General features: G+C 71.9%; 21 protein-coding genes. 10 read left to right on the plus strand and 11 right to left on the minus strand.

The annotated features are described in order from the left end of the window. The first annotated feature begins 80 nt into the window (after positions 1-80). Complete coding sequence (locus tag ABT170_RS01200) at positions 81-3,602, plus strand: AfsR/SARP family transcriptional regulator (protein WP_351863318.1); 3,522 nt, start codon at positions 81-83, stop codon at positions 3,600-3,602. A 72-nt stretch (positions 3,603-3,674) separates the two neighbouring features. Here ABT170_RS01200 and ABT170_RS01205 read toward each other — a convergent pair whose 3' ends face one another. From ABT170_RS01205 to panB, 3 genes are all read right to left on the minus strand, one after another. Next, a complete protein-coding gene (locus ABT170_RS01205; RefSeq protein WP_351863320.1) occupies positions 3,675-4,523 on the minus strand; it encodes an ABC transporter permease in 849 nt (282 codons plus the stop codon). Continuing rightward, entirely contained in the window at positions 4,520-5,533 is a 1,014-nt protein-coding gene (locus ABT170_RS01210; RefSeq protein ID WP_329943278.1) for an ATP-binding cassette domain-containing protein, read from the minus strand. Before ABT170_RS01210 ends, ABT170_RS01205 begins: the two co-directional genes overlap by 4 nt. Positions 5,534-5,680: 147 nt before the next feature. Further along, on the minus strand, positions 5,681-6,568 hold the full coding sequence (gene panB, locus ABT170_RS01215) for a 3-methyl-2-oxobutanoate hydroxymethyltransferase (RefSeq protein ID WP_329943277.1): 888 nt from the start codon (positions 6,566-6,568) through the stop codon (positions 5,681-5,683). 172 nt (positions 6,569-6,740) lie between these two features. On the opposite strand from panB, the gene ABT170_RS01220 reads away from it, so the two are divergent. The 4 genes from ABT170_RS01220 to ABT170_RS01235 all read left to right on the plus strand — a co-directional run bounded on the left by ABT170_RS01220 (position 6,741) and on the right by ABT170_RS01235 (position 11,857). Further along, on the plus strand, positions 6,741-8,378 hold the full coding sequence (locus ABT170_RS01220; RefSeq protein WP_329943276.1) for an MFS transporter: 1,638 nt from the start codon (positions 6,741-6,743) through the stop codon (positions 8,376-8,378). Between the two features lie 218 nt (positions 8,379-8,596). After that, positions 8,597-9,286 carry a TetR/AcrR family transcriptional regulator gene (locus tag ABT170_RS01225; protein WP_443034299.1) on the plus strand — a complete coding sequence of 230 codons (690 nt, stop codon included), beginning with the start codon at positions 8,597-8,599 and terminating at the stop codon, positions 9,284-9,286. Between the two features lie 298 nt (positions 9,287-9,584). Beyond that, a complete protein-coding gene (locus ABT170_RS01230; protein WP_443034298.1) occupies positions 9,585-10,502 on the plus strand; it encodes an endonuclease/exonuclease/phosphatase family protein in 918 nt (305 codons plus the stop codon). 134 nt (positions 10,503-10,636) lie between these two features. Then, positions 10,637-11,857, plus strand: coding sequence for an MFS transporter (locus ABT170_RS01235; RefSeq protein ID WP_351863323.1), 1,221 nt, complete (start codon positions 10,637-10,639; stop codon positions 11,855-11,857). 125 nt (positions 11,858-11,982) lie between these two features. Here ABT170_RS01235 and ABT170_RS01240 read toward each other — a convergent pair whose 3' ends face one another. The 6 genes from ABT170_RS01240 to ABT170_RS01265 all read right to left on the minus strand — a co-directional run bounded on the left by ABT170_RS01240 (position 11,983) and on the right by ABT170_RS01265 (position 18,189). Next, the gene (locus ABT170_RS01240) at positions 11,983-13,737 is read right to left on the minus strand and encodes an NAD+ synthase (protein WP_329943272.1); all 1,755 of its coding nucleotides are present in this window, start codon (positions 13,735-13,737) and stop codon (positions 11,983-11,985) included. Between the two features lie 125 nt (positions 13,738-13,862). After that, positions 13,863-15,461, minus strand: a complete 1,599-nt coding sequence (locus ABT170_RS01245) for a multicopper oxidase family protein (protein ID WP_351863325.1) — start codon at positions 15,459-15,461, stop codon at positions 13,863-13,865. 65 nt (positions 15,462-15,526) lie between these two features. Then, a complete protein-coding gene (locus tag ABT170_RS01250) occupies positions 15,527-16,015 on the minus strand; it encodes a hypothetical protein (protein WP_351863327.1) in 489 nt (162 codons plus the stop codon). Positions 16,016-16,191: 176 nt separating this feature from the next. Continuing rightward, on the minus strand, positions 16,192-16,617 hold the full coding sequence (locus tag ABT170_RS01255) for a CBS domain-containing protein (protein ID WP_329943269.1): 426 nt from the start codon (positions 16,615-16,617) through the stop codon (positions 16,192-16,194). Between the two features lie 127 nt (positions 16,618-16,744). Continuing rightward, positions 16,745-17,425 carry a DUF305 domain-containing protein gene (locus ABT170_RS01260; RefSeq protein WP_329943464.1) on the minus strand — a complete coding sequence of 227 codons (681 nt, stop codon included), beginning with the start codon at positions 17,423-17,425 and terminating at the stop codon, positions 16,745-16,747. Between the two features lie 83 nt (positions 17,426-17,508). Beyond that, complete coding sequence (locus ABT170_RS01265; RefSeq protein WP_351863330.1) at positions 17,509-18,189, minus strand: thioredoxin-like domain-containing protein; 681 nt, start codon at positions 18,187-18,189, stop codon at positions 17,509-17,511. 243 nt (positions 18,190-18,432) lie between these two features. Here ABT170_RS01265 and glnA2 point away from each other — a divergent pair, with 243 nt between their 5' ends. The 3 genes from glnA2 to ABT170_RS01280 all read left to right on the plus strand — a co-directional run bounded on the left by glnA2 (position 18,433) and on the right by ABT170_RS01280 (position 21,712). Next, positions 18,433-19,794 (plus strand): gamma-glutamylpolyamine synthetase GlnA2, encoded by a 1,362-nt coding sequence (glnA2, locus tag ABT170_RS01270; protein ID WP_073725027.1) that lies wholly within the window; start codon positions 18,433-18,435, stop codon positions 19,792-19,794. 191 nt (positions 19,795-19,985) lie between these two features. Continuing rightward, complete coding sequence (locus ABT170_RS01275) at positions 19,986-20,654, plus strand: histone deacetylase (protein ID WP_329943267.1); 669 nt, start codon at positions 19,986-19,988, stop codon at positions 20,652-20,654. Positions 20,655-20,863: 209 nt separating this feature from the next. Then, a complete protein-coding gene (locus tag ABT170_RS01280) occupies positions 20,864-21,712 on the plus strand; it encodes a DUF5677 domain-containing protein (RefSeq protein WP_329943266.1) in 849 nt (282 codons plus the stop codon). A gap of 102 nt (positions 21,713-21,814) precedes the next feature. On the opposite strand, the gene ABT170_RS01285 is transcribed toward ABT170_RS01280, so the two are convergent. After that, on the minus strand, positions 21,815-22,405 hold the full coding sequence (locus ABT170_RS01285; protein ID WP_329943265.1) for an acyl-CoA-like ligand-binding transcription factor: 591 nt from the start codon (positions 22,403-22,405) through the stop codon (positions 21,815-21,817). Positions 22,406-22,553: 148 nt separating this feature from the next. Between ABT170_RS01285 and ABT170_RS01290 the strand changes: the two genes are divergently transcribed. Both ABT170_RS01290 and ABT170_RS01295 read left to right on the plus strand, forming a co-directional pair. After that, on the plus strand, positions 22,554-24,053 hold the full coding sequence (locus tag ABT170_RS01290) for an MDR family MFS transporter (protein WP_266930980.1): 1,500 nt from the start codon (positions 22,554-22,556) through the stop codon (positions 24,051-24,053). A gap of 280 nt (positions 24,054-24,333) precedes the next feature. After that, positions 24,334-25,155, plus strand: coding sequence for a putative protein N(5)-glutamine methyltransferase (locus ABT170_RS01295; protein ID WP_351863334.1), 822 nt, complete (start codon positions 24,334-24,336; stop codon positions 25,153-25,155). Here the strand turns inward: ABT170_RS01295 and ABT170_RS01300 are convergent. After that, positions 25,127-25,642 carry a pyridoxamine 5'-phosphate oxidase family protein gene (locus ABT170_RS01300; protein ID WP_329943263.1) on the minus strand — a complete coding sequence of 172 codons (516 nt, stop codon included), beginning with the start codon at positions 25,640-25,642 and terminating at the stop codon, positions 25,127-25,129. The two genes, ABT170_RS01295 and ABT170_RS01300, sit on opposite strands and share 29 nt — an antisense overlap. Positions 25,643-25,719: the final 77 nt, after the last annotated feature.

Below are 25,719 nucleotides of genomic sequence, written 5' to 3' on the forward strand. Positions count from 1 at the left end.
CGGGCCGCGCACCCGTGCCCGGCAGGGCCGTGGTGGTGGGTGCCGCGTCATTCCCGGGGGCCGTCGCGGACAATGGGCCCGTGCGCTACTGCATCCTCGGCACCACCCAGGCACTCCGCGACGACGGCACGGCCGTCGCCCTCGGCGGGGCGCGGCTGCGCGCCCTGCTCACCGTCCTCGCGCTGAGCCCCGGCCGTGCGGTCCCGGCCGGGGTGCTCGTCGAGGAGGTGTGGGACGGCGATCCGCCCGCCGACGCGGTGGGCGCCCTGCAGGCCCTCGTGGGACGGCTGCGGCGCGCGCTAGGCCGGGCGGCCGTCGGGTCGGCGGACGGCGGCTACCGGCTCACCGCCGCCCCGGACGCCGTGGACCTGCACCGATTCGAGCGGCTCGCCGGGGAGGGGACCCGCGCCCTGGAGCGGGGGGACGCCGCCGGGGCCGCCGCCCTGCTGGACGAGGCCCTCGCCCTGTGGCGCGGCCCCGCCCTCGCCGATCTGCCGGACCGGGCCGCCGCCGCGTCCCGGTGGGAGGCCCGCAGGCTCGACGCGCGGCGGACCGGTTTCGCCGCGGCCCTCGCGCTGGGCCGGGCGGAGGCGGTGCTGCCCGAGCTGGCCGCCCTCTGCGAGGACCACCCGCTCGACGAACCGCTCCAGGCCCTGCGGATCACCGCCCTGCGCGACGCGGGCCGTACGGCGCAGGCGCTGGCCGCGTACGAGAAGGTGCGTACGGTGCTCGCCGACCGCCTGGGCACCGACCCCGGGCCCGGACTGCGCGCCCTGTACGGGGAGTTGCTGCACCGGACCGGGGCGGGCGCCCCTCTGGTACACCCGGCGCCCGAGCGGCGGCCGGCCCCGCCGCTGCCCCCGGCCCCGCAGCCCTCCGCCGTCTCGCCCCAGCCGCTTTCCGACGTCTCGCCCCGGCCGCCTGTCGGGCCTCCCGCGCCCGCCGGGAACCTGCGGGCCCGGCTGACCAGCTTCGTCGGCCGCGAGAGCGACATCGCCTCCCTGCGCGAGGACCTCACCCGTACCCGGCTGATCACCCTCCTCGGGCCCGGCGGCGCGGGCAAGACCCGGCTCTCCCAGGAGGTGGCGGAGGCGGCCGCGACGGCGTGGCCGGACGGCGTCTGGATGGCCGAGCTGGCCCCCGTGGACGACCCGGACACCGTTGCGGAGGCCGTGCTCACCGCGCTCGGTGCCCGCGAGACCGTGCTGCGCGGTGCCGGTGCGGAGGAGCTGAGAGCCGCCGAACGCGGTGCCGGGGACCCCCTCGTACGGCTCACCGAACACTGTTCCCGGCGCCGCATGCTGCTGCTTCTGGACAACTGCGAGCACGTCGTCGAGGCCGCCGCCGCACTCGCCGACCACCTTCTCGCCCACTGCCCGCAGCTCACCGTTCTGGCGACCAGCCGCGAACCGCTCGGCGTACCGGGCGAGTTCGTCCGGCCCGTCGACCCGCTGCCCGACCCGATGGCGCTGCGCCTGCTCGCCGACCGGGGGAGTGCCGCCAGCCCCGGCTTCCGGACCGACGCGGACGAGGAGACGGCGGCGGCCTGTGCCGAGATCTGCCACCGGCTCGACGGGCTGCCGCTCGCCATCGAACTGGCCGCGGCCCGGCTGCGGATGCTCACCCCGCGCCAGATCGCCGACCGGCTGGACGACCGTTTCCGGCTGCTGACCAACGGCAGCCGCACCGTGCTGCCGCGCCAGCAGACCCTGCGCGCCGTCGTGGACTGGTCGTGGGACCTGCTGGACGCCGCCGAGCGTGCCGTCCTGCGCCGGCTCTCGGTGTTCGCGGGCGGCTGCGCGCTCGACGCGGCCGAGGAGGTCTGCGCACGTCCCGCCGTACACAGCACAGCAGGCACAGCAGGCACCGCGGCCACCGCCGGAGCCGAAGGGGCCGATGGCACCGGAGCCGCCGACTCCGCCGCGGCCACCGACGCCGGCGCACCCGCCTATGGGCCCCCCGTCGACTCCCGGGACGTGGCCGCGCTCCTCGGCTCCCTCGTCGACAAGTCGCTCGTCGTCGCCGCGCCCGGCGGTGACGGAGCCATGCGCTACCGGCTCCTGGAGACGGTCGGCGAGTACGCCTCCGAGCGCCTCGACGAGGCGGGCGAGCGGACCGCCGTCGAGCGACGGCATCTGGTGCACTACCGGGAACTGGCGCGGCTCACCGCGCCGGAACTCCGCGGTGCCGGACAGCGCGCCGCCATCGACCGCCTCCAGCGCGAGTACGAGAATCTGCGCAGCGTGCTGCGCCGGGCCGTGGCCACCCGGGACGAGCACGAAGCTCTCTGTCTCGTCCTCTCGCTGGCCTGGTACTGGCTGATGCGCGATCTGCGCGCCGAGGCCCGCCACTGGGCCGACGCGACCGCCGCACTGGGCCCCGACCCGTTCGCCCCGCCGGGCACGCCCGTCCCCACGCTCCTGCGGTCGGCCACCGACCTGCCGCCGCCGCTGGAACCCGAGCAGCTCCAGGAGGCGCGGCGGGGCGTGGGCCTCATCCAGCTGGCCTGCATGGACCACGCGGAGGACCTGTGGATGCGCGACGACAACCTGGAGCGGCTGCGGGTGATCGCGAGCACCTACCGGACGGGTCAGCCGCAGACCTGCCGTACACCGGGCTCGCTCTGGGTGTACGCCGTCATGCTGTCCGGTGAGGTCGACCAGCTCCGTGAGGTGATGGACGGGACCGTCCTGGCCTGCCGGGAGTTCGGCTATGTGTGGGAGCTGGCCGCCGCGCTCCAGACGCGGGCCAACTTCCTGGCCAACCATCCCGCGTCGGTGGACCGGGCCCGGCAGGACGCCGACGAGAGCCTGGAGATCTTCGTCCGGCTCGGCGACGCCTGGGGGGCCGCCGAAGCGCTCTCCTCCCGGGGCGAGGCCCATGAGCGGGCGGGTGAATTCGTCCGTGCCGCCGAGGACTTCCGCTCCGCGGTCGGCTACGCCGAACAGCTCGGCGCCCAGTCCCAGGTCGCGCTGTTGCGGGCCCGGTACGCGGCCGTCCTGTCCGAGACGGGCCGGAACGAGGAGGCCGAGGCCATCCTGCGCGAGGTCATCGAGGAGGGACAGCACTCGGGGAGCGAGGCGACCCCGGCCGCCCGGATGCATCTGGGGCTGTTGCTGGGGGAGACCGGCCGGATCAGCGAGGCCAGGGAACAACTCGACCTGCTGAGCGCGGAGTTCAACTCCGAAACCGTGGAGATCTTCGGTGGGTTCGTGCTCGGAGTGGTGGCCTGGCTGGACAATCTGGAGGGCGATCACTCCACGGCGCTGAAGCGAGCCCTACAGGCGCTGGAGCGGTCACGGGACCGGCTGTCGCGGATGGTGGCGCCGCAGATGACGTCCGTTCATCTGGTAGCGGTCGCCTGGGCGCTCGGCGGCGCGGGCGGTGAGCGGGGCGCCCGCGACGCCGCGCGGGTGCTCGGCCTGCAGGCCGCGCTGCTGCCCGAGGGCCAGGTGTCGAGGGCGATGGAGCGGCGGAATCTGGCCCGCGCCGAGGCGATCGCTCGCGCCGCACTCGGTGACGCCGCCTATGAGCGGGCGTACGCCGAGGGCGGCGACCTCACACTGGAGGAGGCCACCGCCCTGGCGGAGGGGTACCGCTGAGGCCGTCCGTCCGGATCGGGCCCGCCCCGGAACGTCAGATTCGCCCAACGGGACGTCGGGCCCGCCCCGGGATCAGGTCTTCCTGCGGAACTTGGACACCGCGAGGGGAGCCACCACCAGTGTGATCGCCGCCGCCCAGCCCAGCGTCACCCACACCGAGTGGGCGACCGGCCCGCCCATCATCAGGCCGCGTGCGGCGTCCGCCAGGTTGGACAGCGGGTTGTACTCGGTGAACGTCTGCAGCCAGCCGGGCATCGTCTGCGTCGGGGCGAAGATCGAGGAGCCGAACTGGAGGGGCATCAGCACGAGCATCCCCGTTCCCTGAACCGCCTGGGCCGTCTTCATGGACAGTCCGAGCAGGATGAAGATCCACATGATGGCGGCGCCGAACACCGCCGACAGCGCGATCGCCCCGATCAGGCCGAGCACCGAGGTCCCCAACTCCATGCCGAGCGCGAAGCCCATGGCCAGCAGGATGAACGTGGCGACCATCATCCGGCCCAGCTCGACCACGATCTTCGCTATGAGGACCGAGGAACGGGCGATCGGCATCGTCCGGAACCGGTCCATGACGCCCTTGCGGAAGTCGTCGTTGACACCGGTGCCGACCGCGGAGGCGATGCTCATGCCCATCATCGCCATCAGGCCGGGGATCAGGTAGTTCAGGTAGTCCTGCCGGTCGCCGCCCAGGCTGCCGCCGACCGAGCCGCCGAAGACGTACACGAAGAGCAGCGTGAAGATGATGGGCATCAGGACCGCGTCGAACATCGACTCGGGGTCCTTCTTGATCTGGAGGAGATTGCGCCGCACCAGGGCCCCGATGTGCCGCAGATTGGCCCGCAGGCCGATCCGGCCCTCGCCGGGGAGTGCCTTCCGCGGTACGGACCCGGTGGGCGTGGGTGTCAGAGTCGCCGTGCTCATGCCGCGACCTCCTCGGGGATCGTGTCGGTCACCGACGAGGACTTCTCACCGGTGATGGCGAGGAACACCTCGTCCAGGCTGGGCAGTGCGGTGGCCACATGGGCGAGGGAGAACCCCCGGGTGCCCAGCAGCCCTATGACGGCGGTGAGCTGCTCGTCGCTGAGGATCGGCACGAGCAGCAGCCCCTCGTCCGGTACGGCCTGCGCGCCCGCGATCCCGTCGAGTCCGGCCTCCCTCAGCGCCTGGGCCATCGCGGCCAGCTGCGCCGGGTCCGAGGGCCGGATCTGGAGGGTGCGACCGCCGACCTTCGCCTTGAGCTCGTCCACCCCGCCGCGGGCGATGATCCTTCCGTGGTCGATGACCGTCAGTTCGTCGGCGAGCTGCTCGGCCTCTTCCATGTACTGGGTGGTGAGCAGCACGGTCGCCCCCTCCGCGACCATGCGCTGCACCTCGTCCCAGACCTCGTTGCGGGTACGGGGGTCGAGCCCCGTCGTCGGCTCGTCCAGATACAGGACGGCCGGGCTGCCGATCATGGAGGCGGCCAGGTCGAGCCGGCGCCGCATGCCTCCGGAGTACTCCATCGCGGGGCGCCGGGCGGCGGCGGTGAGCGAGAACCGCTCCAGCAGTTCGTCGGCGCGGGCACGGGCCCGCTTGCGCGGCAGGTCGAGAAGCCGCCCGATCATGTAGAGGTTCTCCCAGCCGGAGAGCTTCTCGTCGACCGAGGCGTACTGTCCGGTCAGCCCGATCTTGCGGCGCAGCTGCCGGGGCTGCCGCACCACGTCGTAGCCCGCCACGACGGCGTGCCCGGCGTCGGGAAGGATCAGGGTCGAAAGGCAGCGTACGAGAGTGGTCTTGCCGGCGCCGTTGGGGCCGAGCACACCGAGTACGGTGCCCTCGCCCACATCGAGATCCACGCCGTCCAGCGCTCTGGTCGATCCGTAGTGCTTGACCAGCCCCCGTACCTCGACGGCGTTCCCGCCGTGCCTGAGGTTGTTGTCGATTCGCGTCATGTCCCCATGGGACCAGCCGCCACCGACAGTCCGCCGATATCCCGCCGACAGCCCCGGCGGCCGGGGGGCGACAGGGCGACAGCCCGCCGATGGGGGATGTCGGCGGGCTGTCGGTGGTGCGGGAAATGGTCCGCGGGAGGGGCAGTCCTAGTGGAACGTGTGCTCGGGCGCCGGGAACGAGCCGCCCACGACCTCCTCGGCGAACTCCTTCGCCGCGTCACCGAGCACCTTGCGCAGGTCGGCGTACTGCTTGGTGAAGCGCGGCACCTTGCCGCCGGTCAGGCCGACCATGTCGGTGTAGACCAGCACCTGGGCGTCCGTGTCCGGCCCGGCCCCGATGCCGACGGTCGGGATGTGCAGGGTGCGGGTGACCTCGGCGGCCAGCTCGGCCGGTACGAGTTCCAGCACGACGGCGAACGCGCCCGCGTCCTGCACCGCCTTGGCGTCGCGCAGCAGTTGCTGTGCGGCCTCCTCGCCGCGGCCCTGCACCCGGTAGCCCATCGCGTTGACGGACTGCGGGGTCAGACCGATGTGGGCCATGACGGGGATGCCGGCCTCGACCAGCAGCCGGATCTGCTCGTGGGAACGCTCGCCGCCCTCCAGCTTGACCGCGCCGACCCCGGACTCCTTGATCAGCCGGGTGGCGTTGCGCAGGGCCTGGACGGGGCCTTCCTGGTACGAGCCGAAGGGCAGGTCGGCGACGATCAGGGCCCGCTTGGTGCCCCGGACGACGGCGGCGGAGAGCATGGCGATCTCGTCCATCGTGACGGGCACGGTGGTCTCGTAGCCGAGGTGGCAGTTGCCCATGGAGTCCCCGACGAGCATGACCGGGATACCGGCCTCGTCGAAGACGGACGCGGTCATCGCGTCATAGGCGGTGAGCATGGGCCACTTCTCGCCGCGCTCGGTGGCGGCGGCGATGCTGTGGACGGTGATGCGGCGGGTGCTCGTGCCTCCGTACAGCGCTTTGCCGCTGTCGGCGGTGGGACCCGCGGGGGATGGGGCGGAATGATTCCGCGCAGCCTGAAGCGTCATGGCGAAACGGCTCCTTCGTCATCTCGAGGCGCCCTTACGGCGTCCCCGGATCCCCTCCATGGTGGCATCCCCGCGCGGCCGGCGGGAAGTGGGCCCGCACGAGTCGTCGAGGAGGGTAAAGACTTATCAATACGAGACGGTGTCGTATCGAAAGCGGGTTAGGGTCGGGGGCATGTCCATACCGACCGGCGCTCCCGCCGCCGTGCCCCGTGTCCCCGAGGCGATCCACCGCCGCCGCTGGGCGATCCTCACCGTTCTCATGTTCAGCCTGCTCATCGTGGTGCTGGACAACTCGATCCTGAACGTCGCGGTCAAGACGATCGCGAGCCCCGCCCCGACCGGGATCGGCGCCACCCAGAGCGAGCTGGAGTGGGCGATCAACTCCTACACGCTCGTCTTCGCGGGGCTGCTCTTCACCGCCGGTCTGCTCGGCGACCGCATCGGCCGCAAGAAGGTCCTCCTCTTCGGCATCCTGGTCTTCGGCATCGGCTCCGGGCTGGCCGCGCTCTCCTCCTCGCCCGCCGAACTCATCACCTGGCGCGCCCTGATGGGCTTCGGCGCGGCGTTCGTGATGCCCGCCACGCTCGCCGTCCTGATGAACGTCTTCGAGCGCGACGAGCAGCCCAAGGCCATCGGCATCTGGGCGGGCAGCGTCGGCCTGGGCATCGCCATCGGCCCCATCACCGGGGGGCTGCTGCTGGAGCACTTCTGGTGGGGCTCGATCTTCCTGGTCAATGTGCCCGTGGTGGTCGTCGCGCTGGTCGCGATGGTGCTGCTCGTACCGGACTCCCGGGATCCCAGGCCCGGCAAGGTCGACCCGCTGGGCGTCGTGCTCTCCATCGTCGGCCTGGTCCTGCTGGTCTACGGCATCATCCGCGGCGGCGAACTCGCCGACTTCACCGACACCACGGTGCTGGTCTCCACCATCGGCGGCCTCGTCGTGCTGGCCGGGTTCGTCTGGCACGAGAAGCGCAGCAGCCACCCGGCCATCGACATCGCGTACTTCAGGAAGCCCGCCTTCTCCGCCGCCGTGGCCGCCATCGCCCTGGTCTTCTTCGCGCTGATGGGGGTGACCTTCTTCTCCGCCTTCTATCTCCAGAGCGTGCGCGGGTACAGCGCGCTGGAGTCGGGGCTGCTGATCGTGCCGCTCGCCGCCGCGCAGATGGTCTTCGCACCGCGTGCCCGGCTGGTCGTCGAGCGGTTCGGCGCCCGCGCCGTCTGCACGGTGGGCATGCTGCTGGTCGCGGGCGGGCTCGCCGCCTTCGCCCTGTTCGACGCCGGTACGCCGGTCTGGGTGATGTGCCTGGTCTTCTTCGTGCAGGGCACCGGTATGGCGCACATCATGCCGCCGGTCACCGTCGCCGTGATGCAGGCGCTGCCCCGGGAGAAGGCCGGTTCCGGCTCGGCGATCAACAACACCTTCCGTCAGGTCGGCGGGGCGCTCGGCGTCGCGGTGCTCGGCTCGGTGCTGTCCACCGTCTACCGGGGTGACATCGAAGGGCATCTCGCCGGGGTCCCGGCCGGGGTCAGGGACGTCGCGGGCGAGTCGATCGAGGCCACGCTGGGCGTCGCCGCCGAGCTCGGCCCGGCCGGCAGGCCGCTGGTCGCCGCGGCCAACGACGCGTTCATCGGCGCCATGCATGTGACCGCCCTCGGATCGGCGGCGGTCGCGCTGATCGGCGCGCTGGTGGTCGGACTGTTCCTGCCGGGCAGGCCCCCGGTCCGGGGGGACGGCCCGGCGGGACCGGCCGCCGCCGGCCCCGGTCCCGACCAGGAGCCGGTGCTGGAAGGCAGGGCGGCCGGCCGGTGAGCCCGGCAGCGGGCCGGGACCGACGCCCGGAAGCCGCCCCCACGGGGTGACTCTCCGGCCGTCGGTCGTCCCGCACGCGCCGGGTCGGCGAGAATCGTGACCACGGCAGGACAGCGCGGCGAGAGGCGGATTTCCAGGTGCCGGAACAGGAGCGGGCGGGTCGCACGGACCGCGCGGACCCCGTGGACCACGAGGGGCACGAGGGCCGCACGGGTCCCGTGGACCCCGAGGAGCACACGGATCACGGTCAGGACCGCCACGACGCCGGCCGGGCTCCGGCCCGCGGCGGCGCCGGCCGTGCGCAGGATCCGGAACCCCGTCGTGGCCGCCCCCGCAGCGCCGCGGCCGAACGGGCCATCCTGGACGCCGTCATCGGGCTCCTGGAGGCCGGGGAGCCCCTGGCCGGCCTGTCCATCGAGCGCATCGCCCGCACCGCGGGGGTCGGCAAGGCCACCATCTACCGGCGCTGGAGCGGCAAGGAGGAACTCTTCGTCGACGTCCTGCGCGACATGGAGCCCGCCGACGCCGTCGTCTCCGGCACCGCCGGACTCGACGATCTGCGGGTGCTCCTGGAGACCCTGCGGACCCGCGGCCTCGCGCAGCGGTCCTCGGTCCTCCTGCACAACGTCTTCGCCCAGATGAAGAGCCACCCCAAGCTGTGGTCCGAATACCAGGGCACGGTGATCGCACCGCGCCGGGTCGCCATGCGGGCGGCGGTGCGGCGGGCGGTGGACGCGGGCGAGCTCCGGGACGACATCGATGTGGAACTGATCGACGATCTGTTCCTCGGCCCGATGCTCGTACGCACCGTCCACCGTCCCGACGCCGCGCTGCCGGAGGACCTGGCCGACCGCATCATCCGGGTGCTGCTCCAGGGGCTTGCCCCGGAAGCCGCAGGCCGGAGCTGACACGCCGGGCCTTCGCCCGAGTATGCGCGTTCTGTCACAAGAGCCCGCGGCCCGGCTCCGGCCGGAACCCGCGGTCCCGGCCCGTTCGTCCTGATCTCCGAACGGCCGCAGTCGGCGGCGGGAAAGAAGCCGCTCATCACCTAGGGTCGAGAACGCGGCGACGGGCATGGCACGAGGCAGTGAGGACAGCGCAATGGTGCAGGCGTACGGAGCGGACACCGGGAACGGCAGCGCGGAATCGCAGCACACCGGATCCCGCTTCCGGGGCCTGCGGGAGCGATGGACCGCCGGCCGCGGAATGTGGCGGCGCGGCATCGTGCTGGCGGCCTGCTCGGTCTTCATCACCCTGGTGATCGTCTTCCACGCGCAGATCCCCAACTCGGTCGGCAACCTCGGCAGCCTCACCGAGACGTTCCTGCCCTGTGTCATGCTCCTGGTCCCCGTGCTGCTGGTTCTGGGGCTGGTGCGGCGCTCGGCGACCGCGCTGATCGCCCTCATCCTCCCGGTCGTGGTCTGGCTCAACCTGTTCGGCGGGCTGCTCACCGACAAGTCGGGCACCGGCGGCGACCTCACCGTCGCCACCCACAACGTCAACGCGGACAACCCCGACCCCGCGGGCACCGCCCAGCAGGTCGCCGGTTCCGGGGCTGACGTGGTGGCCCTCCAGGAACTGCCGGGCAGGCAGGTGGCGACGTACGAGAAGTCGCTCGCCGACCGCTATCCGTACCACTCGGTCCAGGGCACCGTCGGGCTGTGGAGCAAGTACCCGCTGAGCGAGACCCGCCCCGTGGACATCAAGATGGGCTGGACCCGGGCGATGCGCTCCACCGTCACCTCGCCGAGCGGGAAGGTCGCGGTGTACGTGGCCCACCTGCCGTCCGTGCGGGTCAAGCTGCACGCCGGGTTCACCGCCAACCAGCGCGACGACAGCGCCGACGCCCTCGGCGAGGTGATCGCCGACGAGCCGCTCGAACGGGTGGTGCTGCTCGGCGATCTCAACGGCACGATGAACGACCGTTCGCTGAACGGGGTCACCTCGCAGTTGCGCTCCACCCAGGGGGCGGCGGGCGACGGCTTCGGGTTCAGCTGGCCCGCCTCGTTCCCGATGGCGCGGATCGACCAGATCATGGTGAAGGGCGTCGAGCCCATGTCCTCGTGGACGCTCTCGGCGACCGACAGCGACCATCTCCCGATCGCCGCCCGCGTCGAACTCTGACGCAACGGTCCGTTCACCTCGCGGCACACCACATCTGCGAGAATTTGTTCCGGCTGCTTGCACAAGGCCGGGCGGCGCGGTCGCGCCCGCGGTGCCGAGCCGTTGCCCGGCACCGTGCGAAAGGTTCCTCCCCCATGCCCCTGGCCCTGCTCGCCCTGGCCGTGAGCGCCTTCGGCATAGGCACGACCGAGTTCGTCATGATGGGCCTGCTGCCCAATGTGGCGGACGACCTGGGAACGTCCGTGCCCACCGCCGGCCACCTCGTATCGGCGTACGCGATCGGTGTCGTCCTGGGTGCCCCGCTGCTCACCGGCCTCGGCTCCCGGATCCCGCGCAAACGGATGCTCCTGCTGCTGATGGCCCTGTTCACCGTCGGCAACCTGGCCTCGGCGCTGGCCCCCGACTTCGGCCTGCTGCTGGCCGGCCGGTTCCTCGCCGGGCTGCCGCACGGGGCGTTCTTCGGCGTCGGCGCGGTCGTCGCCGCCCGGCTGGTCCCCGAAGGACGCCGGGCGCGGGCCGTCGCGACGATGTTCCTCGGCCTCACGGTCGCCAACATCGTCGGCGTCCCGGCGGCCACCCTGCTCGGCCAGCACCTCGGCTGGCGGGCGACGTTCCTGGTCGTCACGGTGATCGGGCTCTGCGCGATGGCCGCCCTGGCCCGGCTCGTCCCGCGGATTCCGGTCGAGGCGCACCAGAACATCCGCCACGAACTGCGCGCCCTCGGCAACCGTCAGGTGCTGCTCGGGCTGCTCACCGCGGTCTTCGGCTTCGCGGGAGTCTTCGCCGTCTACTCCTACCTCTCGGCCATGACGACGAAGGCGATGGGCTTCGGCGAGTCCTCGGTGACCCTCGTCCTCGCCCTGTTCGGCATCGGCATGACCCTGGGCGCACTGGCGGCCGGACCGCTGACGGACCGGGCGCTGCGGCCCACGCTGTACGGATCGCTGGGCGCGCTCGCCGTGGTCCTGGCCGTGTTCCCGGTCGCCGTCCAGGTGCGCTGGGCGGCGCTGGTGCTGGTGGTGCTGCTGGGTGGAGTGGGGTTCATGACGACCACGCCGCTCCAGATGCTCGTGATGAACAAGGCCAAGGACGCCCCCACCCTCGCCTCCGCCTCCAACCACTCCGCCTTCAACCTCGCCAACGCGGGCGGCGCGTGGCTCGGCGGTACGGCCATCGCGGCGGGCTGGGGCTGGACGTCCCCGGCCCCGGTGGGCGCCGTGCTGGCCGTGATCGGCCTGGCGGTGGCGGTCACGGCGGGCCTGCTGGACCGGGCCCCGTCGCCCTCGCGCGTGATCGCGAGCGCCCACGCCGCCACCCGGCCCGCACCGGTCGCCTCACGCACGTCCGGCGACTGAGAACGGAGAGTCTGCGGCGCCGGAGAACCGAGCGCGGCGACGGGGGGCCGAGCGCGGCGACGCAGAACGGAGCGGACGCCGGAGGTACGAGCCCTCCGGCGTCCGCTCCGGCCGTCATCCCCGCGTCACTCCGACTCGCGCCACCGGTTCGTGATCGGCAGCCGCCGGTCCTTGCCGAAGCCCTTGGGCGAGATCTTCGTGCCCGGCGGGTACTGCCGCCGCTTGTACTCCGCGGTGTCCACCATCCGCAGCGTCCTCGCGACCAGCGCCGCGTCGAACCCGGCCGCCACGATCGCCTCCAGGCCCTGGTCCCGGTCGACGTACAGCTCCAGGATCCGGTCCAGTACGTCGTAGTCGGGCAGCGAGTCCGAGTCGACCTGGCCGGGCCGCAGCTCGGCGCTGGGCGGCTTGGTGATCGACGCCTCCGGGATCGGCGGGGTCTGCCCGCGCTCCTCGGCGGCCCGGTTGCGCCACTTGGCGAGCCGGAAGACGGAGGACTTGTACACGTCCTTGATCGGTCCGTACGCGCCGACGGCGTCGCCGTACAGCGTCGAGTAGCCGACCGCCAGCTCGGACTTGTTGCCCGGCGCGAGCACGATCTGGCCCTCCTGGTTGGAGATCGCCATCAGCATCGTGCCGCGCAGCCGTGCCTGGAGGTTCTCCTCGGCCAGACCGGTCAGCTCCAGCGAGCCCATGTACGCGTCGAACATGGGCTCGATCGGTACGGTGCGGAAGTTCAGCCCGGTGCGGCGGGCCAGCTCGGCCGCGTCGCCCTTGGAGTGGTCCGAGGAGTACTTCGACGGCATCGAGACCCCGTACACGTGCGAAGCTCCGAGCGCGTCGCACGCGATGGCCGCGACCAGCGCCGAGTCGATGCCGCCGGACAGCCCGATCAGCACGCTGCTGAACCCGTTCTTCGCGGCGTACGCCCGCAGCCCGACGACCAGCGCCGAGTAGATCTCCTCGTCGGCGTCGAGCCGCTCGGCGTAGCCGCCGGCCAGCTCCGGCTCGTAGGGGGCGAGGGGGTCCTCGGAGAGCACGACATGGTCGATCCGCAGCCCGTCGTCCACCACGCCGGACGGTGCCTCGGCCGCCGCGGCCGGCAGCTCCAGATCGAGGATCACACTGCCCTCGGCGAACTGCGGGGCGCGGGCGATGACCTCGCCCTGCTTGTCGACGACGATCGAGTCACCGTCGAAGACCAGCTCGTCCTGCCCGCCGATCATCGCCAGATAGGCGGTGGTGCAGCCGGCCTCCTGGGCCCGCTTGCGGACCAGTTCGAGGCGGGTGTCGTCCTTGTCGCGCTCGTACGGCGAGGCGTTGATCGACAGCAGCAGTCCGGCCCCGGCGGACCGGGCGGCCGGGACCCGGCCCCCGTCCTGCCAGAGGTCCTCGCAGATCGCGAGGGCCACATCGATGCCACGCACCCGTACGACGGGCATCGAGTCGCCCCGCACGAAGTACCGGAACTCGTCGAAGACCCCGTAGTTGGGCAGGTGGTGCTTGGCGAAGTTCAGCGCGATCCGCCCGCGGTGCAGCACCGCGGCGGCGTTGCGCGGCGAGCCGGAGGGCTGGCCGAAGCGCGGCGCGGCCGACTCCGAGCGGTCGAGGTATCCGACGACGACCGGCAGTTCGCCGAAGCCCTCCGCGTCGAGACGCACGGCGAGCGCGCGCAGCGCGTCCCGCGAGGCCTCGACGAAGGACGACCGCAGGGCCAGGTCCTCGACGGGGTATCCGGTCAGCACCATCTCGGGGAAGGCCACCAGATGGGCGCCCTGCTCGGCGGCGTGCCGGGTCCAGTGGACGATCGCCTCGGCGTTGCCGGTGAGGTCACCGACGGTCGAGTCGATCTGATTCAGTGCGAGGCGTAGTTGAGGCACGCCGCCCAGTGTAATCGTCTTTCTGACGCGATGTCCTGGCGGGCCCGCGGGAAAACGTCGGGGCCCACCAGGAACGGGCGTCGGCGCCCATCAGGAACGGGCGTCGGTCCCCACCGGGGAAGGGCTCAGCGGCGGTAGCCGAGGACCGTCATCATGCCCGCCTCCGCGTGGTAGACGTTGTGGCAGTGCAGCATCCACAGCCCCGGGTTGTCGGCGTCGAAGTCCACGGTCAGGGAGCGGTGCGGCAGAACGATCGCGGTGTCCTTGCGGGCCCCGGCGGCGTTGCCGGCCATCGCGAAGGTGTGGCCGTGCAGATGCAGCGGATGCCACATCGCCGTCGCGTTGTCGAACACCAGCCGGATCCGTTCCCCGGCCTCGACCGGACGCCGCTGATCCGTGGTGTACGGCTTCGCGTCGAAGGCCCAGTCGTACGCGGCCATGCCGCCGGTGAGCCGGATGCGCAGGGTCCGGTCCGGCGCGCGGGCGGGCAGTGCCACCGACTCGTCAGGCACCAGCCGGCCCGCCTGCACCAGCTTCCCGTCCAGCTCCCGGGGCCGTACGGAGGCGGCGGGCGCGGCACCCCCGCCGGTCCGCAGCAACGCCATCGCCGACGCCTTCTTGCCCTCGGCGAGCGCGGTCAGCGGGAACACCCCGTCCCCGGCGGTGACCAGCACGTCGTACCGCTCACCCATCCCGAGCAGCAGCGCGTCGGTGGTGGTGTGCCGCACCGGGAAGCCGTCGGTGTGCGTCACCGTCATCCGGTGGCCGCCGAGCGCGACACGGAACGCGGTGTCGCCGCCGGCGTTGATGATCCGCAGCCGGATCCGGTCGCCGGGCCGCGCGGAGAAGGCGGACGGGTCCCGCGCGGTGCGCCCGTTGACCAGGTAGTGCGGATAGGCGACGTCGCCCGCGTCACCGCCGAGCAGCGGGCTGGTGGCGCCCATCATCATCCGCGAGGGCCCGCCGTCCTTGCCGTCGGAGGGCGTCTTCGACATGTCGTGCCCGCCGCCGTGGTCCATGCCGCCGTGCTCCGTACCGCCGTCCCCGGAGCCGCCGTCGCCGCCCATGCCCCGGCGCAGCTCGGTCAGGACCGCGTCCGGGGTGGAGCCGTCGACCCCGTCGACCCAGTCGTCGAGGACGACGACCCACTCCTTGTCGTACGCGAGCGGCTCCTTCGGATCCTCGACGATCAGGGGGGCGTACAGCCCGCGGTCCTGCTGGACGCCCGAGTGCGGATGGAACCAGTACGTCCCCGGGTGCGGCACCGCGAACCGGTAGGTGAAGTCCGCGCCCGGCGCGATGTCCCGCTGTGTCAGCCCGGGGACCCCGTCCATGTCGTTGCGCAGGGCCAGACCGTGCCAGTGCAGCGAGGTCGGCTGCGGCAGATGGTTGGCGAGGGTGAGCGCCAGGGTGTCCCCGGCGGTGACCCGGACCTCGCGGCCGGGCAGCCGGTCCCCGTACGCCCAGGAGCTGACGGTGCGCCCGCCGCCCAGATCGAGGCGGGCGGGGGTGGCGGTCAGCGAGACCTTCCGTACGGGACCGGAGCCCCGCTCGGCCTCGGCGGCGGCGACCTCCTTGCCGTCGGGCGACACGAAGAGGTCGTCGGCCTTCGCGCCGGAGGACGGACCGGTCGGCGCGTCATCGGAACAGGCGGCCAGAACTCCGCTGCCGGCGACGGCGAGGGCGGCGCCGAGCACGGCGCGCCGGGTGGGCTTGGTGGGCATGACTGAGTGCACCTCAAGGCGAAATCGTGTGCTGGGTAGGGGGAGGCGGAGGAGAGCGCCCACTCCTAAATACGCAGCACCGACACCTGGGCCAGCACGGACGTGCGGGGTGGCGGGTTCGGCCACAGGGCCCGCAGCCACCGCTCGCCCGCCGCCGCGCCGAGCGGCCGGCCGAAGGCGCGGAGCCCCAGCAGCCACGAACCGAGCAGAGCGAGGCCCCAGGCGCCGAGGACGGCGAGACAGACCGAGAGGGGGTCCATACCGCCCATCGGCGCACCGTCGGGGGAGTGCGCGGCGAGTGCCGCGCCGAGAGCCGCGGCGACGGGTGCGACGGGTCCCGCGGCAGGTGCGTCGAGTCCCGCGGCGGGTGCGGCTGCGGACAGGTGCGCCACCGGGTCACCCGCGGGCACCTCGTGTGCCGCGGTCATCCCGGGGGCCGGAGCGCCGTGCTCGGCGGGATGACCGACCGTATGCATGGTGACGATCCCGAAGAGCAGCGCGGCGAGCAGCAGCAGCCGCCCGTACGTCGCACGCCTCTTCCCCTGACCGGCCATGCCCGCACCCTACCCCTACCGGGTATAGGGGCGGGAGGGTGGCCCGGTACTCCTTCCGGCGAAGGGGCACCGGGCCGAGGGCTCTGGGGGCGGCGGCCCAGGGGTTCACGGCGCAGCGGCCCCGTGGCCCGGGGGTTCAGCGGCTCAACGGCTCAGCGGCTCGCTCGCTCCGGGGCTCAGCCGCGTGCGTAGACCTTCTCCGCCCAGCCGGCGATCTGTTCCTCGGAGAGATGCTGCGCGAGGTCGGCCTCGCTGATCATGCCGATCAGCATCTTGTCCTCGACCACCGGAAGCCGGCGGATCCGATGGGTCTGCATCTCCTCCAGCACCGCGTCCACGCCCGCTCCGGCGTCGATCCAGCGCGGCGTGCCCTGGGCGAGCTCGCCCGCGGTCACCTTCGACGGATCGTGGCCCTTCGCCACGCAGCCGACGACGATGTCCCGGTCCGTGAGGATGCCGACCATCCGGTCCCGGTCACCGTTGGCGGAGATGGGCAGCGCGCCCACGTTGTGCTCGCGCATCAGCTGCGCGGCACGGTCGAGCGTCTCGTGGGCCGGGATCCACTGGGCTCCGGAATGCATGATGTCTCTGGCGGTCGTCATGGGGGATTCCTCCTGCGTGCCGGTGGGCACTGCCGTACGGCCCCGAGCGAACCCATCGTCGTGGGCCCGCCCGGAGCACGCGACCGCTATCACCCGTTCGGGTGTGTACAGGAGGTGACGCGACGCCTCAGGAGCGTGGCTTCGCCCCGCGCGCCGCCAGCATGTCCGCCATCAGGTCCAGCTCGGACTGCTGGGCCTCTGCCATGCCCCGGGCGAGCCGCCGTTCCGCCGGTACGGCGCACAGCTCGGCGCACCCCTCGGCCATGGCGACGCCGCCCTTGTGGTGGTCGGTCATCAGCTGGAGGTAGAAGACCTCGGCCCGCTCGCCGTCGAGCGTGCGCAGCCTCTCCAGCTCGGCCCTGGTGGCCATGCCGGGCATGAGGGCGCCGTCCTTGCCGGCCGGCCCGGTCATCCCCGCCGTGCCGTGCCCCTGGTGCCCACCGCCGCCCGGGGCCATCCACGCCATGGGCGGCCGTCCGTCCGGGGCGATCTTCGGCAGCTCCCACAGATCCAGCCAGCCGAGCAGCATGCCCCGCTGGTTGGCCTGGGTGTTGGCGATGTCGTACGCGAGCCGGCGCACGTCCTCGTCCTTCGTGCGGTCGCGCACGATGAAGGACATCTCCACGGCCTGCTGGTGGTGGACCGCCATGTCACGGGCGAAACCCGCGTCGGCGGAGGTGGCCGACGGCACCCGCAGCCCTTCCGCGCCGCTCCCGCCGGGGGCCCGGTCCGGCCCGTCGTCCCGCGCGGAGGCGATCGTCGCCACCCCCGCGAACAGGACCGCGAGCGCCACGGCGGAGCCCGCCACCCACCACGTACGCCTGCCGGGCCGCGTACCGGCCCCGGGCCGCGTACCGCCGCCGGCCTCCGTACCGCTGTCGGGCTCCGGGGTCACCGGGGCGCCGCCAGCCCGCCGGTGCAGGGCGCGCCCGGCTCCGGCGTCTGCGGCCCCTGGACGTACTTCGCGAAGAACTGGTCCACCCGCCGGTCGTCCGCGCCGTCCACCGTGACCTGCTTGCCCCAGGCACTGAGCATGATCGCCCCGGCCTGGCCCTCGTACGGGCTCATCAGCGAGTAGGGCGTGGCCCCGACGCGCTCGGCGAGCTTCCTCACATCGGCCTCGGGGGCCTTGTCGTTGTACGTCACCCAGACCGAACCGTGCTCCAGGGAGTGGACGGCGTTCACATCGGGGACGGCCTTCTCGTAGACGTCGCCGTCGCAGTTCATCCACGCCTGGTTGTGGTCGCCGCCGACCGGGGGCTTCATGGGGTAGGCCACGTCCCCGGCCACATGGTTGCGGGTCAGCTTCTTGGCGTCCCAGGTCTTCTCGTCCTCGACCGGCTCGGCCGCCGGTTCCTTCAGGTCCTTCTCGGTCTGCTTGGCGTCCTGCGCCACGCCCTCCTCCCGCTTCTCCTTCGCCTCGGACTTCTCCAGCAGCATGTAGGAGCCGAAGCCGACCAGACCGGCCACGACGACGGCGCTGAGGCTTATGGCGATGACACGGGTGCGGCGGTCGCGCGCGCTGGCGTCGTCGCGCGTCTGCTCGGTGCGGGACCTGTGGTCGAAGCTCATGTCGTCGAGTCCTTCTGCGAAGGGGCTGGGAGGGACAGAACCGGTCCGGGGACCGGTGCGCACAGGCCGGCCCGGAGGCCGCCGTGTCCCGTGCACACCATGGGCGCCGATCGTAGTGGGTGGCCGAGTGCTCTCTCTCACACCGAGTGCGTAATCTGGGGGAAATCCCGGGTCGTGATACTGGAGTTCCTCCCCTACCCCGGGTGGTGGTGCACGGACCGTCTGAACTGCAAGGATGTGGCTATGGACAAGCAGCAGGAATTCGTCCTCAGGACCCTTGAGGAGCGCGACATCCGCTTCGTGCGGCTGTGGTTCACCGACGTCCTCGGGTTCCTGAAGTCCGTTGCCGTGGCCCCGGCCGAGCTGGAGCAGGCGTTCGACGAAGGCATCGGTTTCGACGGGTCGGCCATCGAGGGCTTCGCCCGGGTGTACGAGTCCGACATGATCGCCAAGCCGGACCCGGGGACGTTCCAGATCCTGCCGTGGCGCGCGGAGGCCCCCGGCACCGCGCGGATGTTCTGCGACATCCTGATGCCCGACGGTTCGCCGTCCTTCGCGGACCCGCGCTATGTGCTCAAGCGCATCCTCGCCAAGACCTCCGACCTGGGCTTCACCTTCTACACCCACCCGGAGATCGAGTTCTTCCTGCTGAAGGACAAGCCGGTCAACGGCACCCGCCCGACCCCCGCCGACAGCTCCGGCTACTTCGACCACACCCCGCAGAACGTCGGCATGGACTTCCGCCGCCAGGCGATCACGATGCTCGAATCCATGGGCATCTCGGTCGAGTTCAGCCACCACGAGGGCGCCCCCGGCCAGCAGGAGATCGACCTGCGGTACGCGGACGCGCTCTCCACCGCCGACAACATCATGACCTTCCGCCTCGTCATGAAGCAGGTCGCGCTGGAACAGGGCGTACAGGCCACCTTCATGCCGAAGCCGTTCTCGGAGTACCCGGGCTCGGGCATGCACACCCACCTCTCCCTCTTCGAGGGCGACCGCAACGCGTTCTACGAGTCGGGCGCCGAGTACCAGCTCTCCAAGGTCGGCCGTTCCTTCATCGCGGGGCTGCTCAAGCACGCGGCGGAGATCTCCGCCGTGACGAACCAGTGGGTCAACTCCTACAAGCGCATCTGGGGCGGCTCGGCCCGCAGCGCGGGCGCGGGCGGCGAGGCCCCCTCGTACATCTGCTGGGGCCACAACAACCGCTCCGCGCTGATCCGGGTCCCGATGTACAAGCCGGGCAAGACCGGCTCGGCCCGCGTCGAGGTCCGCTCCATCGACTCCGGAGCCAACCCCTACCTGACCTACGCGGTGCTCCTGGCCGCGGGCCTCAAGGGCATCGAGGAGGGCTACGAACTCCCGGCGGGCGCCGACGACGACGTCTGGGCGCTCTCCGACGCGGAACGCCGCGCGATGGGCATCGAGCCCCTCCCGCAGAACCTGGGCGAGGCCATCTCGCTGATGGAGAAGAGCGAACTGGTCGCCGAGACCCTCGGGGAGCACGTCTTCGACTTCTTCCTCCGCAACAAGAAGCAGGAGTGGGAGGAGTACCGCAGCGAGGTCACGGCCTTCGAACTGAAGAACCTGCTGCCGGTGCTGTAGGAGAGGGCGGGCGCAGCGATATCGGTGTGTCGGCAGGGGTCCACGGCTCGCGGCTGTGGGCCCCTGTCGCTCTCCGGGGCGACGCCGGGCCGTCTACCGTTGTGTCATAGGTACGACGCATCAGCATCAGCAGCCCGAGCGCGTCCCCCGGAGCACGTCGCTCAGAGCGCGTCCCTCAGAAACGAGTGAGCGTGAAAGCCCTACGACCCGTTGACCCGACGCCGCCGCCCGACCGGAGCCCCGAGAGGGTCTGGTACACGTCGTACGGCTCCAACACGCACCTCGACCGGCTCGCGGCCTACATCAGGGGCGGGCGCGCGTCCGGTGCGGCGAGGGAGAACCCGGGGTGCCGGAACCCGGCGATGCCCGTCCGCTCCGTCCCGGTGGAACTGGCCGGGGCCATGTACTTCGCCACCCGCTCGCCCGTCTGGCGAGGGGGACTGGCCTTCTACGACCCCCGGGCGGACGGGCGTGTATGGGCCAGAGCGCATCTCGTGACCGCCGATCAGTTCTCCGACATCGCGGCCCAGGAGATGCACAGGGAGCCGGGGGCGGATCTGTGCCTGGAAGAAGTGCTGACCCGCGGACGCGCCGTACTGGGTGAGGGCCGGTACGAAACCCTGGTGTGTGCCGGCCAGATCGACGCGATGCCCCTTCTGACCTTTACGGCTCCCTGGAGGATGCACGACGTTCCCTGGGTTCCGCCCTCGGCCGCGTACGTGCGGCTCCTGGCTCTGGGCCTTCGGTCCGCCGGAGCGTGGGACACGGAAGAGGTCGCGGCCTATGTCGCCGCCCGCCCCGGCGCCGCCGACACCTGGTCGTACCGGTCCATCGTCGATCTCCTGAACGAAGGCGGGTGAGGAGCGGAGGAAGGTCCCCGGATCGCGCCGGAGGCGGCCGGAGTCCGCGCCGGAGGGATCCGGGCGTTCCCGCGGTGCCGTGAGGTGCCGTCGCCGTGCACCCCGGGTCTACGGGGCGGTCCCGTCCGGAGTGCCAGGTGCCCGGAAGTCCTGACGGCTTCGGCCAAAACTGTGGCCCGCCCCCGGGCGGCGCGACGACAATCCCGGGTGTGACAGACGAGACGGCTCAGCGCCCCGCGAACCCGCCCCGCTCGACCGCAGTCCTTCGCCCGCCCCGTCCCGAAATGGTGCGGCTGGTCGAGACGTTGGACGCGTGCATCGGCGAATTCTTCGCAGCCCGCACCGGATTGCTCGGCACCCACGGGTGGGAGGCGCCCCGCGAGGGCTGGGCGCTCAGCAACCTCATGGTGCGCAACATGGAGGCGGTCCTGCTCATGGCGCGCACCGATGAGGTCATGGTCAGCGCCGCCTGGGCGAACGCGAGGTGTGTGTTCGAGCATGCCGTGCGCATCATCTGGCTGCTGGATCCCCCGGACCGCTTCACGAGCGAATGCCGGTGGCTGGGGTTCCTGGCGGACGTCGAGCGTTTCCACCGCCTCGTGGGTGAGGCGGTGGAGAAGGACCCGGGGCTGGCGGGCGGCACCTTCCACCAGGAACTGGAGGGAGTGCTGCGTGAATTCCGTGAGGGTGTCATCGCGAGGCTTCCCCAGGGATACGAGCCCGAGAAGCCGCCTTCGTTCGAGGCGATGCTCCGCACCATGGACGGTTCCGCCATGTACCGCTACTACCGGGAGGGATCGCAGTACGTTCACGGATCGGTGTGGGGTACGGCGGGCTACCGCAAGAACTTCGGGATACACGCCGAGTTCGGCGAGTTCTCCAGCACCGCGGACTGGATCCTCCCTCTCCGGCTGTGCTGGCTGAGCCTGCGCAACGCGGGAGCGATACTCCTGGACCGGCTGGGGGAATCGCCGAGGACGTGCGACTGGGATTCCATGGAGACGTCGCTCGCACGTGACTTCGAAGCCCTGGTACGGGCGATAGCGCCGACGAGCTGAGACCGGCTCATGCCCGGTCGGGCGAGCACACCGCGGAACGCGCCGGCGAGTCGCTGACGCCCCGGGGGAGCATCCGAGGGCTCCGGGGCGGCTCCCGGCGGCTCACCCGAAGCCGCGGGCGATCTCGTCCAGGATCTCGTCGATGACCTCCGCCGGGTCGCGCGTCAGGTCCTCCTCGATCCACATGCGCATCGCGATCCGCATCGAGGACAGGAACGCCGCGGCGAGGACCGTCGGCCGTACCGGTCCCTCGGCGGGGCCCGGACGGGTGGCCACCGCTTCGGCCAGGTCGCGTTCCATCGCGGCGTGGTTGGCCAGCTGGCGGGCGAGGAGGGAGGGGTGGCGCATGGCCAGGCGGGTGCGTACCGCCCAGGCGCGCTCCGGTGGGTTGACCCGGTCCGCGAACTCCGTCATCGCCGCCCGCAGCGCGGTCCAGGCGGGCTCCTCCGCGGGGCGCTCGCGCACGGTCCGCACGAGTGCTCTTATCTGCTGCTCCTCCCCGTACAGGAGGGCGTCCTCCTTGTTCGTGAAGTAGTTGGAGAACGTTCTGCGGGAGATCCCGGCCGCGTCCGCGACGGCCTCCACCGTCACATGGTCGAAGCCGTGCTCGACGGTCAGGCGCAGCGTCGCCTCGTGCACGGCCTGCCGGGTGGCTTCCTTCTTGCGTTCCCGCAGTCCCACAGAGCTCTCCATGGGGGCATTATCCATCCCGGCCAACATTATTGCGCAGTGAGCAAAATTGCCCAGTGTGCATGTATGGTGAAGCCTTCCCTCTCCTGCCCGAACCCTCCGGAGGTTGCGCGTGAGCGCACAAACGGCCGCGCCGACCGACGTCGCGCCGATGGACCACCGTCATGTGCTGAGAGCCCTCAGCGGACTGCTCATCGTGCTGTTCGTGGCGATGATCAGCAGCACGGTGGTCTCGGTCGCGCTGCCGCAGATCATCGGCTCGCTCAACGGCACGCAGTCGCAGTACACCTGGGTCGTCACCGCGACCCTGCTCGCGTCCACGGCCTCCACCCCGATCTGGGGCAAGCTCGCCGACCTGTTCAGCAAGAAACTGCTGCTCCAGATATCCATCGGCATCTTCGTCGTCTCGTCGATCGCCTGCGGGTTCGCCCAGTCCACCGAGCAGCTGATCGCCTTCCGCGCCCTCCAGGGCCTGGGCATGGGCGCCCTCCAGGTGCTCGTCCAGGTGATCATCGCCGCGATGATCAGCCCCAAGGAGCGCGGTCGCTACAACGGTTACCTCGGCGGCGTCATGGCCGTCGCCACCGTCGGCGGTCCGCTGCTGGGCGGCTTCATCACCGACGCGTCCTGGCTGGGCTGGCGCTGGTGCTTCTTCGTCGCGGTGCCCTTCACGCTCCTCGCCTCCGTGATGCTCGGCCGCACCCTGCACCTCGCCGAGGTGCGCCGCCCCGAGACCAAGGTCGACTACCTCGGCGCCACTCTCATCGCCGCGGGCGTCAGCCTCCTGCTGCTCTGGGTCACCTTCGTCGGCAACGACTTCGACTGGATCTCCTGGCAGACCGCGGCCATGGTCGGCGCGAGCGTGGTGATCCTGGGCGCCGCCGTACTGGTCGAGGCCCGGGTCAAGGAGCCGGTCGTCCCGCTCCATGTCGTACGCCGCCGGGACCCCGCCCTCGCGATCATCGCGAGCCTCGCGGTCGGCATGGCGATGTTCGGCGGCGCGGTCTTCCTCGGCCAGTACTTCCAGATCGGCCGCGGCTACTCACCGACCGAGGCCGGGCTGCTCACCATTCCGCTGATGGCCGGGGTGCTCGTCTCCTCGACCGTCGCCGGCCGCATGGTCTCCCGGACCGGCAAGGTCAAGCCGTACATCATCGCCGGAGTCGTCGTGCTCACCCTCGGCTTCCTGGGGCTGTCCACGATCGACCACGAGACCTCCCTGGTCCTCGTGTCGCTCGGGATGCTCGCCGTCGGCATCGGCGTCGGTATGTCGATGCAGAACCTCGTCCTGGTGCTCCAGAACACCGTCCCGCTCAGCGAACTCGGCGCGGCCAGCGGCGCGATCACCTTCTTCCGCTCACTCGGCGGCACGATGGGCGTCTCGGTGCTCGGCGCCGTGCTCGCCAACCAGGTCGCCACGAAGATCACCCACGGGCTGACCGAGCTGGGCATCGACCCGGCCGCCTCCTCGTCGGGCGGCTCGACCCTGAACATCGCGGCGATGCCGCCGCAGATCCAGGAGGTCGTACGTGCCGCCTACGGCGACGCGACGGGCCACATCTTCCTGATCTCGGCGGGCATCGCGGTGATCGGCGTGGTCGCTTCCCTGTTCCTGACCTCCACGAAGCTGCGCGACAGCGTGGACCTGTAGCGCCGCGGTTCCCGGTCCCGCGGGTGTGCCCCGTGCCGTCACGGCACGGGGCACACCCATTCCGGGCGCGAGAACACCCGCTCGACTGCGGTAAAGTGACCCCTCCCCGCACGGGGACCGAACCCCGGCACACGGGGAACAGACCCCATACGGGGACCGACCGAGGAGGTGAGACCCATTACCGCTGTATCAGGCTGGGTGCTCATCTCGCACGATCGCGTCGTCCACCGGGCGTAAGCGGTCGCGGAGCGCTCATCGGCTTTCCGAAAGGCTCCGCTTCATGTCGGTCTTCCCCCCGTCCGCCCGCTCCTCGATCGTCAGCACGCTCCGCGCCGCCGGCTGTGTCTTCGCCGAGGACGAGGCCGGACTCCTCCTCTCCACCGCCGGATCCCCGGCCGCGCTGGCCGCCATGGTCGAGCGCCGGGCCGCCGGACTGCCGCTCGAACACGTCCTGGGCTGGGCCGAGTTCTGCGGCCGGCGGATCGCCGTCGACCCCGGGGTCTTCGTGCCCCGCCGCCGTTCCGAATTCCTGGTCCGGCAGGCCGCCGCCCTCGCCCCCGCGGACCCGGTCGTCGTCGACCTCTGCTGCGGAACGGGCGCGCTCGGAGCGGCCCTGGCCGCCTGCCTGGACCGGGTCGAACTGCACGCCGCCGACGTCGAACCCGCGGCCGTGCGCTGCGCCCGCCGCAATGTCGGCGAGCCCGGCCGCGTCTACGAGGGCGACCTCTTCGCCCCGCTGCCCGCCGCACTGCGCGGCCGCGTCGACATCCTGCTCGCCAACGTCCCCTACGTACCGACCAAGGACGTCGAACTGCTGCCCGCCGAGGCACGCGTCCATGAGCCCCGGGTCGCGCTGGACGGCGGCGGGGACGGACTCGACGTGATGCGACGGGTGGTGGCCCAGGCACCGCGCTGGCTCGCCCCCGGCGGCGGTCTGCTGGTCGAGACGAGCGAGCGCCAGGCGGCACGGGCGGCCCGGACCATGGGCGACGGCGGGCTCGTCCCGCGCGTGGTCACCTCCCAGGAGCTGTACGCCACCGTGGTCATCGGGATCCGGCCCGGCGGGGCACCCCTCAGCCGAACCGCCACCGCGTCTGGCTGAACGGCTCGCCCTTGGCGAAGCCGAAGGCCGTGCGCGGGGTCACCGCGAAGACCTCCGCACGGCCGGCCTCCCCGTTGACGAACGCGCCGTCGCTCACCTCGAAGTGCCAGTCCCCGCCGTACTTCGCCTCCCACGCCGCGGCCAGCCGGGTCAGCGCCCCGGTGTCCGTCACCCGGTCCGCGCGGCCCTCGACGACCACGTCGAAACCCGAGTCCAGGGTGTTGGCCCCGGTCGTCAGGACCACTTCGGGATTGGTGGCCAGATTGCGCGCCTTGCGCTCGGCGGGGCCCGTGCAGAAATGCAGCGCACCGTCCCGCCAGACCCCGATCAGCGGTGTCACATGCGGGCGGCCGTCCGGACGGACCGTGGACAGCCAGTACAGGCGGGCGGCGTCCAGCACGGCCGCCCCCTCCCGCCACGGGCGGGCGGTGGCGCCCGCACTGCTGTACCGGGCATCCAGCTCGGTCACGGGAACTGCTGAGGACATGCCGTTCCTCCCGGGGTCACTCCCGGGGTGCGGACCGCCTCCCGGGTTCACCCCCAGTGTGCGGACCGCACCCCGGC

Source organism: Streptomyces sp. NPDC001787 (assembly GCF_040297465.1).
Lineage (GTDB): Bacteria > Actinomycetota > Actinomycetes > Streptomycetales > Streptomycetaceae > Streptomyces.